Here is a 19,299-nt window from a genome sequence, read left to right on the forward strand (position 1 = left end):
CACGCAGACCGGTCAGCGGGGCGGGCGCGGGGGTCACGACGGGCGGGGGCATGGGCGGGTGGCCTCCGTGTGGGTGAGGTGGGCGAGGGTGTCGAAACCGGTGCCGTCGAAGTCGCCGACCGAGGTGGCCAGGCGGTTCTTCAGCGGGGTCGTCCAGTGCTCGGGCAGCGCGTCGGGGGCACCGGCGAGCAGGCCGGCGAGGCTGCCGGCGGTGGCGCCGTTGGAGTCGGTGTCCCAGCCGCCCGACACGGCACGGGAGACCGAGCCGGTGAAGTCGCCGTCCGCGTGGGTGAGGGCGGCGGCGATCAGGGCGGTGTTGGGGACCGCGTGGACCCAGTGGTGGGTGGGGGAGTAGCGGGCGTGGAGCTCGTGCACGACGGTGTCGAAGTCGTCGTGGGTCTCGGCGAGACGCACGGCCCGGCGGACGGCTTCGGCGAGGCGGGAGGCGGGCGGGACGACCGTGAGGCCCGCGCGCAGGCAGGCGTGGACGTCGTGGGTGCCGGTGGCGGCGGTGGCGATGGCGGCCGCGGTGAACATCGCGGCGTAGACGCCGTTGGCGGTGTGGGTGAGGACCGCGTCGCGGTGGGCCTGCCCGGCCGCGGCGGCCGGGTCGCCGGGGTTGGTCCAGCCGTGTACGTCGGCGCGGATCAGGGCGCCGATCCACTCGCGGAAGGGGTTGCGGTGGCGGGCGGTGTGCGGGGGTTCGAGACCGGTCAGCAGATTGCGGTAGGCGACGCGTTCGGCGGTGAAGGCGCGGCCGGCGGGGAGTTCGTCGAGCCAGACGCGGGCGACGTCGACCGTGGTGAAGGCCTTGCCGTGGCGCTGGAGGAGCAGCAGGGCGAGGAGGGGGTGGTCGAGGTCGTCGTCCTCGGGCATGCCGTCGATGTTCTCGGCGAGGGAGGTGGCCGCCGAGCGGCGGTTCCAGGGGTACGCCGCGGTGAGGTCCGGGGGGAGGCCCCGGGCCGTGAAGTACGTGTTCGGCGGCCAGTTGCCGGTGGCCCGCGCGAGGCGGCGGATGCCCTCCAGCGGGAGCTTCTCGACGGGCTTGCCCAGGAGGCATCCGGCGGCTCTGCCGAGCCAGGCGGCTTCCAGGCGGGACACGGCCGTACGTGCGGCCGGTGCCGACGCCGGGGCCGGGTGCGGGGCCGCAGGGCTTTCGGCGCCGCGGCGTGGGCCCCGGCGGTGGGCGCCCGTCCCCGGCCCCTGTGGAACCCGGCCCGGCGGCAGGGCCCGCCCGCTTTCGTACGGGGCCCCCGCCGACGGCGCCCGGGAGGACCGGGCGTGCGGCGTCGGGGCCGGTGCCGGCCAGTTCGGGCACAGGGCCCTGATGTCCGCCAGCTCCGTCGGTTCCACCGCCGCCAACGGGCTGGGCAGCTCCGCCAGTTCGTCCAGCAGCTCCTCCGCGAGCAGGCGCAGGCGGGGCGAGGCCGGCCGGGCGGACGCGCCCGCCCGGGCGGGGGCCTCGCAGCCGCCCGCCGCCCGCCAGCGGGCCGCGACCGAGGAGGCGTCGCGGCCGTCCTGTTCCGCCTGGCGCAGCTCGTGGCCGATCAGGTCCTCGGGCTGCACCCAGGTCAGTCGGAGCATCCCGCGCCCCCGATCGCGGTGAACGCCCGCTCGTGGGCGCGCCGCCGCCGTACGTCCCGTGCGAAGACCTCCCGGGCCACCTCGGTGAGCGTCGCCGCCGGCTGCCACAGGTCCAGGCGGCTGGCCTCCGCGACCGTCTTCGCCCAGTCCTCGGGGACCGGGGAGCCCAGCGCCCCGGCCAGCGCGCCCGCCATCGTGGCGATGGAGTCGCAGTCGCGGCCGTAGTTGACCGCGCCGAGGACCGCGTGCCGGTAGTCGCCGCCGGCGACGAGCAGCATGCCCAGGGCCACGGGGAGTTCCTCGATCGCGTGCAGGCGGGACGGGCGGCGGGCTCCCAGACAGGGGGAGCGGTAGTCGGGGCCCACCGTGTCGTACGGGGCCACCGCCGCCCGCAGCGGCGCGAGTGCCGACTCGTAGTCCGAGTACCGCGACGCCACGTCGCAGACGGCCTCGATCGCCGACCGCGTGCCGTCCTTCGCCAGGGACAGACAGGCCCCCACCACCGAGTCCGGCGTCGCCCCCGGCGCGCACGCCGCGGCCACCGCCGCCGCGAGGACACCGGCCGCCTCACGGCCGTACGACGACTGGTGCGCACCCGCGACGTCCAGCGCCTCGGCGTACGCGCCCGCCGGATGGGCCGCGTTGACCAGGCCGACCGGGGCCATGTACATCGCGGCGCCGCAGTTGACGATGTTGCCGGTGCCCGCCTCGCGCGGGTCCGCGTGACCGTAGTGGATCCTCGCCACCAGCCACTTCTCCGCCAGGAAGATCCGCTGGAGGGGGAGCGCCTCGGCCTCCAGCTCCGGGATCCAGCGCGGAGCGGTCATCAGGTCCGGGACGAGGTGCTCGGCGACCGCGTAGGCGTCGAGGTGGTCGCGGACCGTGCCGTACACCCGTACCAGCGCGTGGGTCATCAGGGTGTCGTCGGTGACGTGGCCGTCACCCTTGTGGTACGGAGCGAGCGGGCGGGCCGTGCGCCAGGCGTCGCCGTTCCAGGGGCCGACGACGCCGTGGACGCGGCCGCCGTGGCGTTCGAGGATCTGCTCGGGGGAGTAGCCCTCGACCGGGCCGCCGAGCGCGTCGCCGACGGCCGCGCCGACGAGGGCGCCGGTGACGCGCTCCTCCAGGCTCGCCGTGCCGTCGTCCGGTGTGCTTGTGCTGGGGGTCATGTCGTGTCGCGTCCTTCGGGCGGGGACGGTCGGGTGGCGTGCAGGAGTCCGGCCAGCTCCACCAGGTCGGTACCGGTGAGCCGGGGCAGTACGCAGCCGGGGAGCGTGCGGCAGGCGTCGCGCCAGGACCCGGGGATCGACGCGCCGCCGCCCAGGGCGCCGGTGAGGGCGCCCGCCAGGGCCGGGGCCGAGTCCGCGACGCGGGACAGGCAGGCCGCCGCCGGCACCGCCTCCGCGATCCGGCCGTGGGCGGCGGTGGCCAGGGCGAGGGCCACGGGGACGGTCTCGGCGGCGGCGACGCCGTAGCTGTAGACGTGGTCGACGATCTGGTGCTCCAGCAGCGGGACCAGGGCGAAGGTGCTCTCCGCGGCCGCCGCCAGGGCCAGTGCCTGCCGGGCGTTGCGGCCGATCTCCGTCTCCTCGGGGAGCTCGGCGAGCGCGGCCGTCACGCAGGTGCGTACGCCGGCGCCGTCGAGCGCGCACGCCAGTGCCGCCGCCATGGCCCGGGCGCCGTGCACGCCGTCGCCGTCCTGGGTGTAGCGGGCGTCGAACTCGGCGAGGTCGGCGGCGGGCCCCGGCGCGCCGGGGTGGGCGACGGCGAGGACGCAGGCCCGCACGCATGCGGCGTCGTCGAAGTAGTGCGGGTTGTCGTGGCCGGTGGCGGGCGGGCGCAGGCCGGCGGCGAGGTTGCCGAGCCCGGCCCGTACCGAGATGCGGGCCCGCAGCGGCAGTACCGCCGACTCGGCCTCCGGGGCGCGTTCGGTCGCCGCGGCCACCTCGCTGGCGACGGCGTTCCAGGTCAGGTCGATCGCCGCCCGTATCCGGCGCTCCCGGCCGAGGTCCCCGAGCGCGCCGTCGTCCCCGGCCCGCAGCACCGCCTCCGCCGCGAACGCCGCCCACTCGGCGTCGTCCGACGGGCCGAGGCGCAGCGGTTCCGGGGGCTGGTTCAGGGCGATGGGGACGGGGAGGGTGGTGGTGGCGTTCTGCTCGGCGAAGGTGTCCAGTTCGCGGGTGAGCCGGCGCGTCCACTCGGGCATCCGCGCGGCCCGGTGCCGGGCGGCGGGCCAGCCCGCGGCGTCCCCCGCGGCGAGACCGAGGAGCAGGCCCTCGACGCGGTCGGGCCCGTGCGCCGTACGCGCCGGCGTGGCGGGCTCGGGTCCGGAGCGGAGGCTTCCGCTCCCGGCGGACCCGGACCGCTCCGGAGCCCCGGGCGGGGCGACGTACGCCGTGGTGGCCGGTCCCTCTCCGGCGGGACGGGCCCTGGTCACGGCCGCACCTCCGCCACCGCCTCGTGGCGTGTGCTCCCCTTCGTCCCCCGCGCCGCGCGGGTCAGCAGGTCCGCCACCTTCAGGACGTGGTGCCCGGCCATCGCCGGCAGGCAGCTGCCGCGCGCCGGTCCGATCGCCGCCGCCCACTCGGCCGGGATGGCACGGACGCCCCGGGTCGCGCCGGCCAGGGCGCCGGCCACCGCCGCCGTGGTGTCGGCGTCGCGGCCCATGTTGACGGCCGTCAGCACGGCGTCGGTGAACTCGCCGTCGGCCGCCGCGTACGCGCCGAAGGCGAGGGCGACCGCCTCGGGGGCGAGGTCGGTCCAGGGGTAGCCGCCGATGACCACCGCGGAGCGGACGGCGCGTTCCCCGCGGTGGGCCGCCGTCATCGCGCGGCGCAGACACCGGGCCGTCCAGGAGTCGTCCGGGACGACGGCCAGGGCGGAGGCCACCACGGCGACGGCCGGCGCGCCCGCCATGGCCGCCGCGACCCCCGCCGCCACCGCCTGCCCGCCGTAGATGCCCTCCCCGTCGTGGCTGACCGAACCGTCGATCGCCACCAGCCGGGCCGCCTCGGCGGGGCGGCCCGCCGCGAACACGCCGTGGGGCGCGGCCCGCATGGCCAGCCCGTCGCTCCAGGCATGGCGGTGCTGGGCGGAGATGGGGGCGGCGAGGCCACGGCGCAGGTTCTCCAGCGTGCCGCGTTCGCTGAAGCCCGCGCCCCGGAAGGGTCCCTCCTCCCGGTCCGCGATCCACTCGTGCCAGGCCGTCTCCACATGGGCCGCGGTGAGCGCGGAGCCGTACCGGGCCAGCAGGAGGCCCGAGAAGATCGCGTACTCCGTGTCGTCGGTGCCGGCCGGCTTCTCGGCTACGTACCCCGTGATGCGACCCCAGCGGGCGCGGATCTCGGAGGGCTTCAGGTTCTCGGCCGGCGCCCCGAGGGCGTCCCCGACGGCCAGTCCGAGCAGCGCGCCCCGGGCCCGTTCGCGGAGCCCGGCGGCGTCGCCGGGCGCGGGGGCCGGGGGGACCCAGGCGGTGGATGCCATGCGGCCTCTCCTCTCCCTTTGCGGATCTGTCCCCGGTGCGGTGCGCCCCGCAGCCTCATGAGCCGCAGCGTCACCCGGTCGACATCTGTGAGGTCATGATCACGGATGAGCGGCCGAGGGTAAAACCGCAGGTAAGCCCAGCCTTTCCTTGCTGGCGACGGGGAAATGACCGACGTAGATTTGGTGTTGTTAAAAAGTAGAACCAATCCAAACTAGCCTTCAGGGGGGCCCGCATGGCCATCATCGAGACCGAGGCGTCGCTGCACGAGGCGCACCGCGACAACCACACCCACCGTGACGTGAACGGCGGCTGGCTGCGCCCCGCCGTCTTCGGCGCGATGGACGGCTTGGTCTCCAACCTGGCCCTGATGACCGGCGTCGCGGGCGGCGCGGCCGGTCAGCAGACCGTCGTGCTGAGCGGTCTGGCCGGCCTGGCCGCCGGCGCCTTCTCCATGGCCGCCGGCGAGTACACCTCCGTGGCCTCGCAGCGCGAGCTCGTCGAGGCCGAGCTGGACGTGGAACGCCGGGAGCTGCGCAAGCACCCGGCGGACGAGGAGGCCGAGCTGGCCGCGCTCTACGAGGCGCGGGGCGTCGAGCCGGACCTGGCGCGCGAGGTGGCCCGCCAGCTGTCCCGCGACCCGGAGCAGGCCCTGGAGATACACGCCCGCGAGGAGCTGGGCATCGACCCCGGCGACCTGCCCTCGCCGCTGGTCGCGGCCGTGTCGTCGTTCGGCTCCTTCGCGCTGGGCGCGCTGCTTCCCGTCCTGCCGTTCCTGCTCGGCGCCAGTGCGCTGTGGCCCGCGGTGCTGCTCGCGCTGGCCGGGCTGTTCCTGTGCGGCGCGGTGGTCGCCAAGGTGACGGCGCGCAGCTGGTGGTACAGCGGTCTGCGGCAGCTCGCCCTCGGTGGCGCGGCGGCCGGTGTGACGTACGCCCTGGGCAGCGTGTTCGGAACGGCCGTAGGATAGCCAGGCTCGAACTTATGCGTCGGACCGCATAAGTAGCCGTTACTCGCTGGTTTCGAGCGCGTGATCCCCGGGCATGAGCCGTAAGCGCTGTGGGCAATGAAGCCTGCCGCGCACTCGTGGAGTGAGCGACGGCGCTCCCTCCGGGCCGACGGACACCGATCTGTCCGCTTCGGTCCCCACAGCTTCCACCGCCGGGTGCGGTACCCCCGCCGCGAGACCCCGGTGTCCGCATGCTGGAACGGATTATCCCAGTGTCCGAGAACCGCTCCATCATGTAACCTGCACGAAATTTCGTAGCCACGCAGAGGGCCAACGTCGTCCCTCGGCACTTGAACATGCCAGATGACGACGACGGGAGAGCCGATGCGTACGCCGCGCCAGCCGTCCCAGCACTCCGCGAATGGCCAGAACTGGTCCTTCATGGATGCTCGCCCTGCTGCGCAGGGTATGTACGACCCCCGCAACGAGCACGACGCCTGTGGCGTCGGTTTCGTCGCCACTCTCACCGGCGAGGCGTCCCACACCCTGGTCGACCAGGCGCTCACCGTGCTGCGCAACCTGGAACACCGTGGCGCCACCGGTTCCGAGCCCGACTCGGGCGACGGCGCGGGCATCCTCTCCCAGGTGCCGGACGCCTTCTTCCGCGAGGTGGCCGGATTCGACCTGCCCGAGGCCGGGGCGTACGCCGTCGGCATCGCCTTCCTGCCGGTGGACGGCACCGAGGACGCCGTCTCGCGCATCGAGACGATCGCGTCCGAGGAGGGCCTCACCGTCCTCGGCTGGCGCGAGGTCCCGGTCGCCCCGCAGCTGCTGGGCGCCACCGCCCGTTCGACCATGCCGGTCTTCCGCCAGCTCTTCGTGGCGGACGGGGCGTCGCAGGGCATCGCCCTCGACCGCCGCGCCTTCGCACTGCGCAAGCGCGCCGAGCGCGAGGCCGGCGTCTACTTCCCGTCGCTGTCCGCGCGGACCATCGTCTACAAGGGCATGCTGACCACCGGCCAGCTGGAGCCCTTCTTCCCGGACCTGTCCGACCGCCGCTTCGCCTCCGCGATCGCGCTCGTGCACTCCCGGTTCTCCACGAACACCTTCCCGAGCTGGCCGCTCGCCCACCCGTACCGCTTCGTCGCGCACAACGGCGAGATCAACACGGTCAAGGGCAACCGCAACTGGATGCGCGCCCGGGAGTCCCAGCTCGCCTCCGACCTGTTCGGTTCGTCCTCGGACCTGGAGCGGATCTTCCCGATCTGCACGCCGGACGCCTCCGACTCCGCCTCCTTCGACGAGGTGCTGGAGCTGCTGCACCTCGGCGGGCGCTCGCTGCCGCACTCCGTGCTGATGATGATCCCGGAGGCGTGGGAGAACCACGACTCGATGGACGAGGCCCGGCGCGCCTTCTACCAGTTCCACTCCACGATGATGGAGCCCTGGGACGGCCCCGCCTGCGTCACCTTCACCGACGGCACCCAGGTCGGCGCCGTGCTCGACCGCAACGGCCTGCGCCCCGGCCGCTACTGGGTCACCGACGACGGCCTCGTCGTCCTCGGCTCCGAGGTCGGCGTCCTCGACATCGACCCGGCCAGGGTCGTCCGCAAGGGCCGCCTGCAGCCCGGCCGCATGTTCCTCGTGGACACCGCCGAGCACCGCATCATCGAGGACGACGAGATCAAGGCGCAGCTCGCCGCCGAGCAGCCCTACGCCGAGTGGATGGAAGCCGGCGAGATCGAGCTGTCCGACCTCCCCGAGCGCGAGCACATCGTGCACACCCACGCCTCGGTCACCCGCCGCCAGCAGACCTTCGGCTACACCGAGGAGGAGCTGCGCGTCATCCTCGCGCCGATGGCCAAGGCCGGCGCCGAGCCGATCGGCTCCATGGGCACCGACTCGCCCATCGCCGCGCTCTCCGAGCGCCCCCGGCTGCTCTTCGACTACTTCACCCAGCTCTTCGCCCAGGTCACCAACCCGCCGCTGGACGCCATCCGCGAGGAACTGGTCACCTCCCTGCGCAGCTCGCTGGGCCCGCAGGGCAACCTGCTCGACCCGAGCGCCGCCTCCTGCCGCAGCGTCCTGCTGCCCTTCCCGGTCATCGACAACGACGAGCTGGCCAAGCTCATCCACATCAACGCCGACGGCGACATGCCCGGCTTCAAGGCCGCGACCCTCTCCGGCCTGTACCGGGTGCACGGCGGCGGCGACGCGCTGGCCGCGCGCATCGAGGAGATCTGCGCCGAGACCGACGCCGCCATCGAGAACGGCGCCCGCCTGATCGTCCTCTCCGACCGCCACTCGGACGCCGAGCACGCCCCGATCCCCTCACTGCTGCTCACCGCGGCCGTCCACCACCACCTCATCCGCACCAAGCAGCGCACCGAGGTGGGCCTGCTGGTCGAGGCCGGCGACGTCCGCGAGGTCCACCACGTCGCCCTGCTCATCGGCTACGGCGCCGCCGCCGTCAACCCGTACCTGGCGATGGAGTCCGTCGAGGACCTGGTCCGCGCCGGCACCTTCCTGCAGGCCGAGGACGGCGCGCCCGAGAAGGCCATCAAGAACCTGATCTACGCCCTGGGCAAGGGCGTCCTCAAGGTCATGTCCAAGATGGGCATCTCCACCGTCGCCTCCTACCGCGGCGCCCAGGTCTTCGAGGCCGTCGGTCTCGACGAGGACTTCGTCGCGAAGTACTTCAACGGCACCGCCACCAAGATCGGCGGCGTCGGCATCGACGTCATCGCCAAGGAGGTCGCCGCCCGGCACGCCAAGGCGTACCCGGCGAGCGGCATCGCGCCGGCCCACCGCGCGCTGGACATCGGCGGCGAGTACCAGTGGCGCCGCGAGGGCGAGCCCCACCTGTTCGACCCGGAGACGGTCTTCCGCCTCCAGCACTCCACGCGCTCCGGCCGCTACGACGTCTTCAAGCAGTACACCGAGCGGGTCAACGAGCAGTCCGAGCGGCTGATGACGCTGCGCGGCCTGTTCGGCTTCAAGTCCGACCGGCAGCCGGTCCCCCTCGACGAGGTCGAGCCGGTCAGCGAGATCGTCAAGCGCTTCTCCACCGGCGCCATGTCGTACGGCTCCATCTCCCAGGAGGCGCACGAGACCCTCGCCATCGCCATGAACCAGCTGGGCGGCAAGTCCAACACCGGTGAGGGCGGCGAGGACCCGGAGCGCCTGTACGACCCGGCGCGCCGCTCCAGCATCAAGCAGGTCGCCTCCGGCCGCTTCGGCGTCACCAGCGAGTACCTGGTCAACGCGGACGACATCCAGATCAAGATGGCCCAGGGCGCCAAGCCCGGCGAGGGCGGCCAGCTGCCCGGCCACAAGGTGTACCCCTGGGTCGCCAGGACCCGGCACAGCACCCCCGGCGTCGGCCTGATCTCCCCGCCGCCGCACCACGACATCTACTCCATCGAGGACCTGGCCCAGCTCATCCACGACCTGAAGAACGCGAACCCGCAGGCGCGGATCCACGTCAAGCTGGTCTCCGAGGTCGGCGTCGGCACGGTCGCGGCGGGTGTGTCGAAGGCGCACGCGGACGTGGTGCTCATCTCCGGCCACGACGGCGGCACGGGCGCCTCGCCCCTGACGAGTCTCAAGCACGCGGGCGGCCCCTGGGAGCTCGGCCTCGCCGAGACCCAGCAGACCCTGCTGCTCAACGGCCTGCGCGACCGGATCGTCGTCCAGACCGACGGCCAGCTCAAGACCGGCCGGGACGTCGTCATCGCCGCGCTGCTGGGCGCCGAGGAGTTCGGTTTCGCGACCGCGCCGCTCGTCGTCTCCGGCTGCGTCATGATGCGCGTCTGCCACCTGGACACCTGCCCGGTCGGCATCGCCACCCAGAACCCGACCCTCAGGGACCGGTTCTCCGGCAAGGCCGAGTACATCGTGAACTTCTTCCAGTTCATCGCCGAAGAGGTCCGCGAGATCCTCGCCGAGCTGGGCTTCCGCTCCATCGAGGAGGCCGTCGGTCACGCCGAGACCCTCGACGTGACCCGCGCCGTCACCCACTGGAAGGCGCAGGGCCTGGACCTGGAGCCGCTGTTCCACGTGCCCGACCTGCCCGAGGGCGCGGTGCGCCACCAGGCCGTCGGCCAGGACCACGGCCTGGAGAAGGCGCTCGACAACGAGCTGATCCGGCTCGCGTCGGAGGCGCTGGCCGCCACGGACGCCACCGACGCCCCGCCGGTGCGCGCCCAGGTCGCGATCCGCAACATCAACCGCACGGTCGGCACCATGCTCGGCCACGAGGTCACCAAGAAGTTCGGCGGCGCGGGCCTGCCCGACGACACCGTCGACATCACCTTCACCGGCTCCGCCGGCCAGTCCTTCGGCGCCTTCGTCCCGCGCGGCATCACGCTGCGCCTGGAGGGCGACGCCAACGACTACGTCGGCAAGGGCCTCTCCGGCGGCCGGATCGTCGTCCGCCCCGACCGGGGCGCCGACCACCTCGCCGAGTACTCCACCATCGCCGGCAACACCATCGGCTACGGCGCCACCGGCGGCGAGATGTTCCTGCGCGGCAAGGTCGGCGAGCGCTTCTGCGTCCGCAACTCCGGCGCGCTGGTCGTCTCGGAGGGCGTGGGCGACCACGGGTGCGAGTACATGACCGGCGGCCACGCGGTCGTCCTCGGCGAGACCGGGCGCAACTTCGCGGCCGGCATGTCCGGCGGCATCGCGTACGTCGTCGACCTCGACCGCGACAACGTCAACGTCGGCAACCTGGACGCGATCCAGCCACTGGACGACGCCGACAAGGACTGGCTGCACGACGTGGTGCGCCGCCACGCCGAGGAGACCGGCTCCACGGTCGCCGAGAAGCTGCTCGCCGACTGGCCCACCGCGGTGGAGCGCTTCAGCAAGATCATCCCCAGCACGTACAAGGCAGTGCTCGCCGCCAAGGACGCCGCCGAGCGAGCCGGTCTCTCCGAGTCCGAGATCACCGAGAAGATGATGGAGGCGGCGATCAATGGCTGACCCGAAGGGCTTCCTGAACCACGGCCGTGAGGTCGCCAAGACCCGCCCCGTCGAGGAGCGCGTCAAGGACTGGAACGAGGTCTACGTCCCCGGCTCCCTGCTGCCGATCATCAGCAAGCAGGCCAGCCGCTGCATGGACTGCGGCATCCCGTTCTGCCACAACGGCTGTCCGCTCGGAAACCTGATCCCCGAGTGGAACGACTACGCCTACCGCGAGGACTGGTCGGCGGCGTCCGAGCGTCTGCACGCCACCAACAACTTCCCGGAGTTCACCGGCCGCCTGTGCCCCGCGCCGTGCGAGTCGGCGTGCGTGCTCGGCATCAACCAGCCGGCGGTCACCATCAAGAACGTCGAGGTCTCGATCATCGACAAGGCGTGGGAGACCGGGGACGTCGCCCCGCAGGTCCCCGAGCGCCTGTCGGGCAAGACGGTCGCGGTCATCGGCTCGGGCCCGGCGGGCCTCGCCGCCGCCCAGCAGCTGACCCGGGCCGGTCACACGGTCGCCGTCTACGAGCGGGCCGACCGCATCGGGGGCCTCCTGCGGTACGGCATCCCCGAGTTCAAGATGGAGAAGCGGCACATCAACCGCCGTATCGAGCAGATGCGCGCGGAGGGCACCCGGTTCCGCACCGGCGTCGAGATCGGCCGCGACCTGCCGGCCACCGACCTGAAGAAGCGGTACGACGCCGTCGTCATCGCCGCCGGCTCCACCACCGCACGCGACCTGCCCGTTCCCGGCCGCGAGCTGAGGGGCATCCACCAGGCGATGGAGTACCTGCCCCTGGCCAACAAGGTCCAGGAGGGCGACTACGTCACCGCCCCCATCTCCGCCGAGGGCAAGCACGTCGTCGTCATCGGCGGCGGCGACACCGGCGCCGACTGCGTGGGCACCGCCCACCGCCAGGGCGCGGCCTCCGTCACCCAGCTGGAGATCATGCCCCGGCCGGGCGAGGAGCGGGACGCGGTGCGCCAGCCGTGGCCGACCTTCCCGATGCTCTACAAGGTCACCTCCGCCCACGAGGAGGGCGGCGAGCGGGTCTACTCCGTCTCCACCACCCACTTCGAGGGCGACGAGGACGGCAACGTCCAGTGGCTGCACATGAGCGAGGTCGAGTTCGTCGACGGGAAGCTCACCCCCAAGCCGGGGACCGAGCGCAAGATCCCGGCCCAGCTGGTCACGCTCGCCATGGGCTTCACCGGCACCGACCGGGAGAACGGACTGGTCGACCAGTTCGGACTGGAGCTCGACGAACGCGGTAACATCGCCCGGGACGCCGACTTCCAGACCAACGTGCCGGGTGTGTTCGTCGCCGGTGACGCCGGCCGCGGCCAGTCCCTCATCGTCTGGGCGATCGCGGAGGGCCGCTCGGCCGCCCGCGGCGCCGACCGCTTCCTGACCGGAGCCAGCGACCTGCCGGCCCCGATCCGCCCGACGGACCGGGCACTGACGGTCTGACGGACGCGACAACAGAAGAACGTCCCGTACAAAGGCGTACGGGCGGGCACTCTGGGGGGATTCCCCCCAGACCCCCCGAGATGGCGTCTGCCCCGTCCCCGACCGGACGAAGGGGCAGGCGCCGTCGCACACCCGGGGCCGCTCGCCGTGCCGTAACCTCGGCAGCCGAAAGCCGTACGTACGGGGTGACGGGGGAGTCCGCATGGCCGCGATCAGTCTCACCGAGGTGCGGGAGACGGCGCCCGCGCTGGTCGACCTGTACAAGCGCGCCGGGGTGTCGCTCACCAAGCACGGACTGGAGGGGACGAGGGCAGCCGTCTACCTCGTCGTCGACTACTCCGGATCGATGAAGCCGTACTACAAGGACGGCAGTGTGCAGGCACTCGCCGACCGGGTGCTGGGGCTGTCCGCCCACCTCGACGACGACGGCACCGTGCCGGTGGTGTTCTTCTCCACGGACGTCGACGCCGTCACCGAGATCGCGCTCGCCGACCACCAGGGACGCGTCGAACGCATCGTGTCGGACCTCGGGCACATGGGCAGGACCAGCTACCACCTGGCCATGGACGCCGTCATCGACCACTACCTCGACAGCGGGGCCCGCCACCCCGCCCTGGTCGTCTTCCAGACAGACGGCGGCCCGGTCAACCGGCTCGCCGCCGAACGATACCTGTGCAAAGCGGCACGACTTCCGCTGTTCTGGCAGTTCGTCGGCTTCGGCGACCCGGGCAGCCGGCAGTTCGAGTACCTGCGCAAGCTCGACGAGCTGGCGGTGCCGGACAAGCGGACCGTCGACAACGCCGGGTTCTTCCACGCGGGCAGCGACCCGCGGAACGTCTCCGACGCCGAGCTGTACGACCGCCTGGTGGGCGAGTTCCCCACATGGCTGGTGGCCGCACGCGCGCAGGGCATCGTACGGCCGTAACGGCGCCGGCCATCACCTCGGACACCGCCCTCGGTCAGTGCCGCAGGGAAAAGCCCAGCAGAACCCCCGCCGACACCTCCACCGTGCCCGGCGCCAGCGCCCCGGACGGGCCGCCGGACCCGGCGACACGGAACGCGGCGAGAGGCTCGGTCCCCGCGTCCTGGACGTGCAGCACCGGGCCCAGCCGCACCTCCGCCGCCTCCGCGTACACCTGCGCCTTCCGGCGGGCGTCGGCCACGGCCCGGCGCCGGGCCTCGTCGCGCAGCGCCGGCCTGTCCAGCACGTCGAACTCGACGCTGTCGATCCGGTGCGCGCCCGCGTCGACCATGTCCACGATCAGCCGCTCCAGATCGTCCAGCGCCTCCGTCACCACCGAGTACGACGCCTGACAGCGGTAGCCGAGGAGCCTTCGGCCACCACCGGGACCGCCGTACTCCGAGGCGAGACCGAGCCGCGAGCCCGACACCGAAGCGTCCGGCACGCCATGCCGGCGCAGTACCTCCCGCAGCCGCGCCACGGCCGCCCCCGCCTTCCGGAACGCCTCGTCGGCAGACGGCTCCAGCACGTCCACCGCCGGCCGCACCCGCGCGAGCGAGGGCTCCACCCGCACCGTGCCGACGCCGGCCACACTGATCCCCCACGGTTCTTCGATGGCCTGTGTCATACCGGCATTCAAGCACCGGCCGCGCCCCCTACGTGTCGCACTCCAGCACCGTCCGGCACAGCCCGCACCGCGCCCGCACCCGCCCTCGCACCGGCACCCTGATCCGCTGGTGACACGTCGGGCAGGGAAAGGACACCCGCGGCGGACCCTGCCCACCCGGCGTGAAGACGTACGGGCCGTCCGCCGGGAGCCCGGCGGCGCGCGGGTCCAGCGCGTGCCGACGGTCCCGGGCGTAGCGGCGGCGGCCCGCCCAGCCGGCCGCGGTGAGCGGCGGCTGCTGCTCGTCCCGGCGGGCCAGGGCCGCGCCCTTGACGTACGCGGTGTAGGCCTGCGGACTGGTGAACCACACCGACGGGTCCTCACCGAAGACCAGCGCCCGCTTGGCCAGGACGTAGCCGAACTCCTCCGGCGTCAGGTACCCCAGCTTCTGCGACGACGCCGAGTCCTCCCGGTAGGCGTCCAGGAGCAGCCAGCCGGCACCCAGGTACGTCGTCGCCGTGTCGGTGAGGATCTCGTTCTCCCGCGTGCTGGGGAACGACAGGTCGAGACGGTGCAGATACACATGCATCACCTCGTGGGCCAGAGCCGCGCCGATGTCCCGGCGATGCCTGCGGAAGCGGTCGTTCAGCTCGATGAAGTACTCCGGGCCCGCCGCGAGTTCCACACTCGCCGCATGCGTCATCTCACGGAAGGAGACGATCATCCGCGCGTCGGGCAGACGATAGTGACGCACCAGCTCGTGAGCGACCCGCTGCGCCCCCAGATACAGGTCGTCGGTGTCACAGAACGCCACATCGGCCGGGGCCACACTGGCCGAGAACGTCCGGACGGTGTCGTACGACAAACGCTTGTACAGCGCGGTGACGGCCTCCCGCACCGTCACCAGGTGCGGGAAACCGTGCTCGACCGGTCCGCCGTTCGCCACGCCCGAACCCCCAAGACGTCGGAACCCTCCTCCCCACTGTACGAGGAGCGCCGCCGCCACCCGCGCCGCCCGGCGCAAACCGTTCGCCCCCGCTCCGGCCCCCGGGCACAATCCGGGACCGTGACCAGCGAACACCGCCACCCCGTCACCGCCTCACTGAGCGTGGGCGGCACCGACGCCGACCTCGAACGGCGACTCGACGACGAACTGACCGCCTTCAACACCGCGCACGCCCAAGGCGCGCGGACCCGACCCCTCACCGTCCGCGTCACCGACGACACGGGCGCCCTCGTCGGCGGACTCACCGCCTGGACCTGGGCCACCCTGGCCAGCGTGGACATGCTCTGGGTACGCGAGGACCAGCGGCAGGCCGGCTGGGGCAGCCGGCTCATGCGCGCCGCGGAGGACGAAGCCGTCCGACGCGGCTGCACCGACATGATCGTGTCCACGTACACCTTCCAGGCCCCCGGCTTCTACCCGAGGCTCGGCTTCCGGGAGCGGGGCCGCATCGAGGGCGTCCCCGGCGGGCACGAGGACGTCTACTTCCACAAACGCATCGCGGCCGGCCGGGCCGGACAGCTTCTCGGGCCCTGAGACGGACTGCGCAGGCCGGGACTCCGCCCGTAAAGTGGGCACCCATGACCACCAGCAACACCGGTACCGGTGCCGTCGACCCCGCCGTCCGCGAGGAACTGGGCCGGCTGCGGGACAGCATCGACAACATCGACGCGGCCGTCGTCCACATGCTCGCCGAGCGCTTCAAGTGCACCCAGCAGGTCGGCCACCTCAAGGCCCGCCACCAACTGCCGCCCGCCGACCCCGCCCGCGAGGCCAGGCAGATCGCCCGGCTGCGCGCCCTCGCCGAGAGCGCCAAACTCGACCCGGCGTTCGCGGAGAAGTTCCTGAACTTCATCATCGCCGAGGTCATCCACCACCACGAGCGCATCGCGGAGAGCAACGGCAACGGGACCACCCCGGCGCCGCACTGAACCCGGCCCCGGCACGAGGTGCGCGCACGGGCACACGCGCTGTGCACGCACCACCCACGGGGGCGCACGCCGGGGTGGGCGGCGGCCCCGGAACGGACCGGACATAATCCGCGTACCGATCCGCCTCTGTGCCGTACCGACGCCATCAGGCAGCATGGCGTTCATGTCCGTACTGACGCGCGACGAAGCGCAGACCCGTGCCCGGCTCCTCGACGTCCACCACTACGCGATCGACCTCGATCTCACCCGTGGGGACGAGACCTTCGACTCCCGCACCACCGTCCGGTTCACCGTCCGCGGCGAAACGGACACCGCGGACACCTTCGTCGAGGTCAAGCCCGCCGAACTGCGCACCGTCACCCTGGACGGACAGCCCCTCGACACCGACACCCTGGACGGCAACCGGCTGGCGCTCAAGGACCTCACCCCCGGCGAGCACGAGCTGCGCGTCGAAGCGGCCATGCGCTACTCCCGCACCGGCGAGGGCATGCACCGCTTCACCGACCCCACCGACGGCGAGACCTACGTCTACACCCAGCTGTTCATGGACGACGTCCAGCGCGTCTTCGCCGCCTTCGACCAGCCCGACCTCAAAGCCGTCTTCGACCTGACCGTCACGGCGCCCCAGGGCTGGAAGGTGCTCGCCAACGGCATCACCGAACACACCGGCGACGGCCACTGGAAGGCCGCCACGACCCCACCGATCTCCACCTACCTGGTCGCCGTCGCCGCCGGCCCCTGGCACTCCGTGCGCACCGAGCACCGCGGCCTGCCCTTCGGCATCCACTGCCGCCGCTCACTCGCCCCCCACCTCGACGCCGACGCCGACGAACTCCTCGACGTCACCCGCGACTGCTTCGACCGCTACCACGAGAAGTTCACCGAGCCCTACCCCTTCGACTCCTACGACCAGGCGTTCGTCCCCGAGTTCAACGCCGGCGCCATGGAGAACCCCGGACTGGTCACCTTCCGCGACGAGTTCGTCTTCCGGTCCGCCGTCACCGACACCCAGCGCCAGACCCGCGCCATGGTCATCGCCCACGAGATGGCCCACATGTGGTTCGGCGACCTCGTCACCCTCCGCTGGTGGGACGACATCTGGCTCAACGAGTCCTTCGCCGAGTACATGGGCTACCAGACCACCGCCGAGGCCACCCGCTTCACCGACACCTGGACCGACTTCGGCGTCACCCGCAAACCCTGGGGCTACGACGCCGACCAGCGCCCCTCCACCCACCCCGTCGCCCCCGAGAACGTCGAGGACACCGCCTCCGCCCTCCTCAACTTCGACGGCATCTCCTACGCCAAGGGCGCCTCCGCCCTGCGCCAGCTCGTCACCTGGCTCGGCGAGAAGGACTTCCTGGCCGGCATCAACATCCACTTCGACCGGCACAAGTTCGCCAACGCCACCCTCGCCGACTTCATCGACTCCCTCGCCTCCGCCACCGACCGCGACGTGCACGCCTGGGCCGACGCCTGGCTGCGCACCACCGGCGTCGACACCCTCGTCCCGGAGCTGGGCACCGAGAACGGCAACTGGCACCTCGGCATCCAGCACCGGGGCAGCGCCGGAGCCCCGCCCGCGCCCGACCCCGCCAAGGACCGGAGCGGCCTGAAGCACGCCGGACACCTTCAGCCCGCAGGAGGAACCCGGCCGCACCGCATCAGCATCGGCGTCTACGACCACGACCTCCACGACACCGGCCGCCTCACCCTCCGCCAGCGCCTCGAAGCAGACCTCGCCGGCGAGACCACCGCCCTCAGCACCGCCGGCCCACAGCCCGCGCTCGTCGTCCTCAACGACGGCGACCTCACCTACGCCAAGATCCGCTTCGACGCAGGCTCCTTCCAGACCCTGCGCACCGCCCTGTCCGGCCTGCCCGACCCGCTCACCCGGGCCGTCGTCTGGAACGCCCTGCGGGACGCCGTCCGCGACGGCGAGCTCCCCGCCACCGCCTACCTGGACATCGCCCGCACCCACCTCCCCCACGAGACCGACCTCGCCCTCGTCGACGGCGTCCTCGCCTTCGCCACCGCCCACGTCGCCGACCGCTACGTCACCCCCGAGCAGCGGCCCGCCGCCCTGGCCACCCTCACCGACCTGTGCCGCGACCTCATCCGCCGCACCGAGGACGGCGACCACCCCGGACTGCGCCTCATCGCCGTACGCCACCGCATCGCCACCGCCGCCCACCCCGACACCATCGCCGCCTGGCTCGCCGACGGCACCGTCCCCGGCGGCCCCGAACTCGACCCCGAGCTGCGCTGGCGCATCCTCACCCGCCTCGCCGTCCTCGGCGCCACCGACGAGGCCACCATCGCCGCCGAACTCGAACGCGACCCGAGCGCCACCGGCCAGGAGGGCGCCGCCCGCTGCCGCGCCGCACTGCCCGACCCCGAGGCCAAGAGCCGCGCCTGGGACGCCATGTTCACCTCCGACGACCTCTCCAACTACCTCTTCACCGCCACCGCCCAGGGCTTCTGGCAGCCCGAGCAGGCCGACCTCGTGCGCGACTTCGTCCCGCGCTACTACGCCGACGCGGCCGCCGTCGCCGCCCGCCGCGGCCCCGCCATCGCCGACGCCGCCGGCCGCTGGGCCTTCCCCACCCACGCCGTCGACGCCGACACCCTGCGCCTCGGCCAGGAGTGCCTCGCCGACGCCGACCCGATCCCCGCCCTGCGCCGCAAACTCGTCGACCAGCTCGACGACCTGGCCCGCGCCCTGCGCGTGCGGGAGGCCGGCACACACTGACCCGCACCCGCACCCGCACCCGATCTCGAACGCGGCCGGCTCCCACCACGGGGGCCGGCCGCGCCGCGTGAGTACCCCCTTTCGGGTTGTGCTCGTCGAGCTGCCCGGACGTCCGCACCCATACCCGTACAAGCTGGAGCCCCCGCACGCCCGTCACCCGGCGCCGCCCCTCACCGAGGCGCCGCGCGCCGCCCGTCGAAACGCGCACGGAGGACAGCCCATGGGCATGCCACCCCCCGCCCAGGGCCCACACGGCCCCGACGCCCTGCCACCCTTCGCCCAGGGCCCGCACGGCTTCGGCATGCCGCCGCTCGCACCGGGTCCGCGCGGCTCCGGCATGCCACCGCTCGCACCGGGTCCGCGCGACTCCGGCGTCCTGCCGCTCCTCGCATCAGGCCCCGACGGCCGCGGCCCCCACGCCCTGCCACACCTGCCCGGCACCGCGCTCGGCGCCCTGCCCACCGGCGCCGCGGCACGCGGCGGCCCCCCGTCCGCCGGCGGCCCCGACACGGTCGCCGCCCACCGTCGCCCTTGACCCGCACGAAGGAGGCCGGCGACCGGTCACCGCCGGCCTCCCCGGCCACGCCCGCG

14 protein-coding genes are annotated in these 19,299 nt (G+C 73.1%); 8 read left to right on the forward strand and 6 right to left on the reverse strand.

From position 1 onward, the window contains the following. Positions 1-33: 33 nt before the first annotated feature. From KUM32_RS04575 to KUM32_RS04590, 4 genes are read right to left on the reverse strand one after another with little or no spacing between them, the layout of a single operon-like run. Positions 34-1,584 carry an ADP-ribosylglycohydrolase family protein gene (locus KUM32_RS04575; RefSeq protein WP_217140479.1) on the reverse strand — a complete coding sequence of 517 codons (1,551 nt, stop codon included), beginning with the start codon at positions 1,582-1,584 and terminating at the stop codon, positions 34-36. Next, a complete protein-coding gene (locus tag KUM32_RS04580; protein WP_217140480.1) occupies positions 1,572-2,753 on the reverse strand; it encodes an ADP-ribosylglycohydrolase family protein in 1,182 nt (393 codons plus the stop codon). Before KUM32_RS04580 ends, KUM32_RS04575 begins: the two co-directional genes overlap by 13 nt. Next, positions 2,750-4,021 carry an ADP-ribosylglycohydrolase family protein gene (locus tag KUM32_RS04585; protein WP_217140481.1) on the reverse strand — a complete coding sequence of 424 codons (1,272 nt, stop codon included), beginning with the start codon at positions 4,019-4,021 and terminating at the stop codon, positions 2,750-2,752. Before KUM32_RS04585 ends, KUM32_RS04580 begins: the two co-directional genes overlap by 4 nt. Then, positions 4,018-5,067 carry an ADP-ribosylglycohydrolase family protein gene (locus KUM32_RS04590; protein WP_217140482.1) on the reverse strand — a complete coding sequence of 350 codons (1,050 nt, stop codon included), beginning with the start codon at positions 5,065-5,067 and terminating at the stop codon, positions 4,018-4,020. The genes KUM32_RS04585 and KUM32_RS04590 overlap by 4 nt, the downstream gene beginning before the upstream one ends. A 233-nt stretch (positions 5,068-5,300) precedes the next feature. Here KUM32_RS04590 and KUM32_RS04595 point away from each other — a divergent pair, with 233 nt between their 5' ends. The 4 genes from KUM32_RS04595 (at position 5,301) to KUM32_RS04610 (ending at position 13,378) form a co-directional block, all read left to right on the forward strand. Continuing rightward, entirely contained in the window at positions 5,301-6,032 is a 732-nt protein-coding gene (locus tag KUM32_RS04595; protein ID WP_217140483.1) for a VIT1/CCC1 transporter family protein, read from the forward strand. A gap of 420 nt (positions 6,033-6,452) precedes the next feature. Further along, positions 6,453-10,997, forward strand: coding sequence for a glutamate synthase large subunit (gltB, locus tag KUM32_RS04600; protein ID WP_217140540.1), 4,545 nt, complete (start codon positions 6,453-6,455; stop codon positions 10,995-10,997). Beyond that, entirely contained in the window at positions 10,990-12,453 is a 1,464-nt protein-coding gene (locus tag KUM32_RS04605; protein ID WP_217140484.1) for a glutamate synthase subunit beta, read from the forward strand. Before gltB ends, KUM32_RS04605 begins: the two co-directional genes overlap by 8 nt. A gap of 202 nt (positions 12,454-12,655) precedes the next feature. After that, positions 12,656-13,378 carry a VWA domain-containing protein gene (locus KUM32_RS04610; protein ID WP_217140485.1) on the forward strand — a complete coding sequence of 241 codons (723 nt, stop codon included), beginning with the start codon at positions 12,656-12,658 and terminating at the stop codon, positions 13,376-13,378. A 34-nt stretch (positions 13,379-13,412) separates the two neighbouring features. Here KUM32_RS04610 and KUM32_RS04615 read toward each other — a convergent pair whose 3' ends face one another. After that, complete coding sequence (locus tag KUM32_RS04615) at positions 13,413-14,042, reverse strand: SIMPL domain-containing protein (RefSeq protein WP_217140486.1); 630 nt, start codon at positions 14,040-14,042, stop codon at positions 13,413-13,415. A gap of 28 nt (positions 14,043-14,070) precedes the next feature. Next, a complete protein-coding gene (locus tag KUM32_RS04620; RefSeq protein WP_217140487.1) occupies positions 14,071-14,967 on the reverse strand; it encodes a hypothetical protein in 897 nt (298 codons plus the stop codon). A gap of 120 nt (positions 14,968-15,087) precedes the next feature. Here KUM32_RS04620 and KUM32_RS04625 point away from each other — a divergent pair, with 120 nt between their 5' ends. The 4 genes from KUM32_RS04625 to KUM32_RS04640 all read left to right on the forward strand — a co-directional run bounded on the left by KUM32_RS04625 (position 15,088) and on the right by KUM32_RS04640 (position 19,243). Next, positions 15,088-15,561 (forward strand): GNAT family N-acetyltransferase, encoded by a 474-nt coding sequence (locus KUM32_RS04625; protein WP_308408590.1) that lies wholly within the window; start codon positions 15,088-15,090, stop codon positions 15,559-15,561. Positions 15,562-15,605: 44 nt separating this feature from the next. Then, entirely contained in the window at positions 15,606-15,956 is a 351-nt protein-coding gene (locus tag KUM32_RS04630) for a chorismate mutase (protein ID WP_217140488.1), read from the forward strand. Positions 15,957-16,110: 154 nt separating this feature from the next. Beyond that, the gene (gene pepN, locus KUM32_RS04635; RefSeq protein WP_217140489.1) at positions 16,111-18,708 is read left to right on the forward strand and encodes an aminopeptidase N; all 2,598 of its coding nucleotides are present in this window, start codon (positions 16,111-16,113) and stop codon (positions 18,706-18,708) included. A 220-nt stretch (positions 18,709-18,928) separates the two neighbouring features. Continuing rightward, positions 18,929-19,243, forward strand: coding sequence for a hypothetical protein (locus KUM32_RS04640; RefSeq protein ID WP_217140490.1), 315 nt, complete (start codon positions 18,929-18,931; stop codon positions 19,241-19,243). Positions 19,244-19,299 lie beyond the last annotated feature (56 nt).

This window comes from Streptomyces sp. AC627_RSS907 (assembly GCF_019049165.1).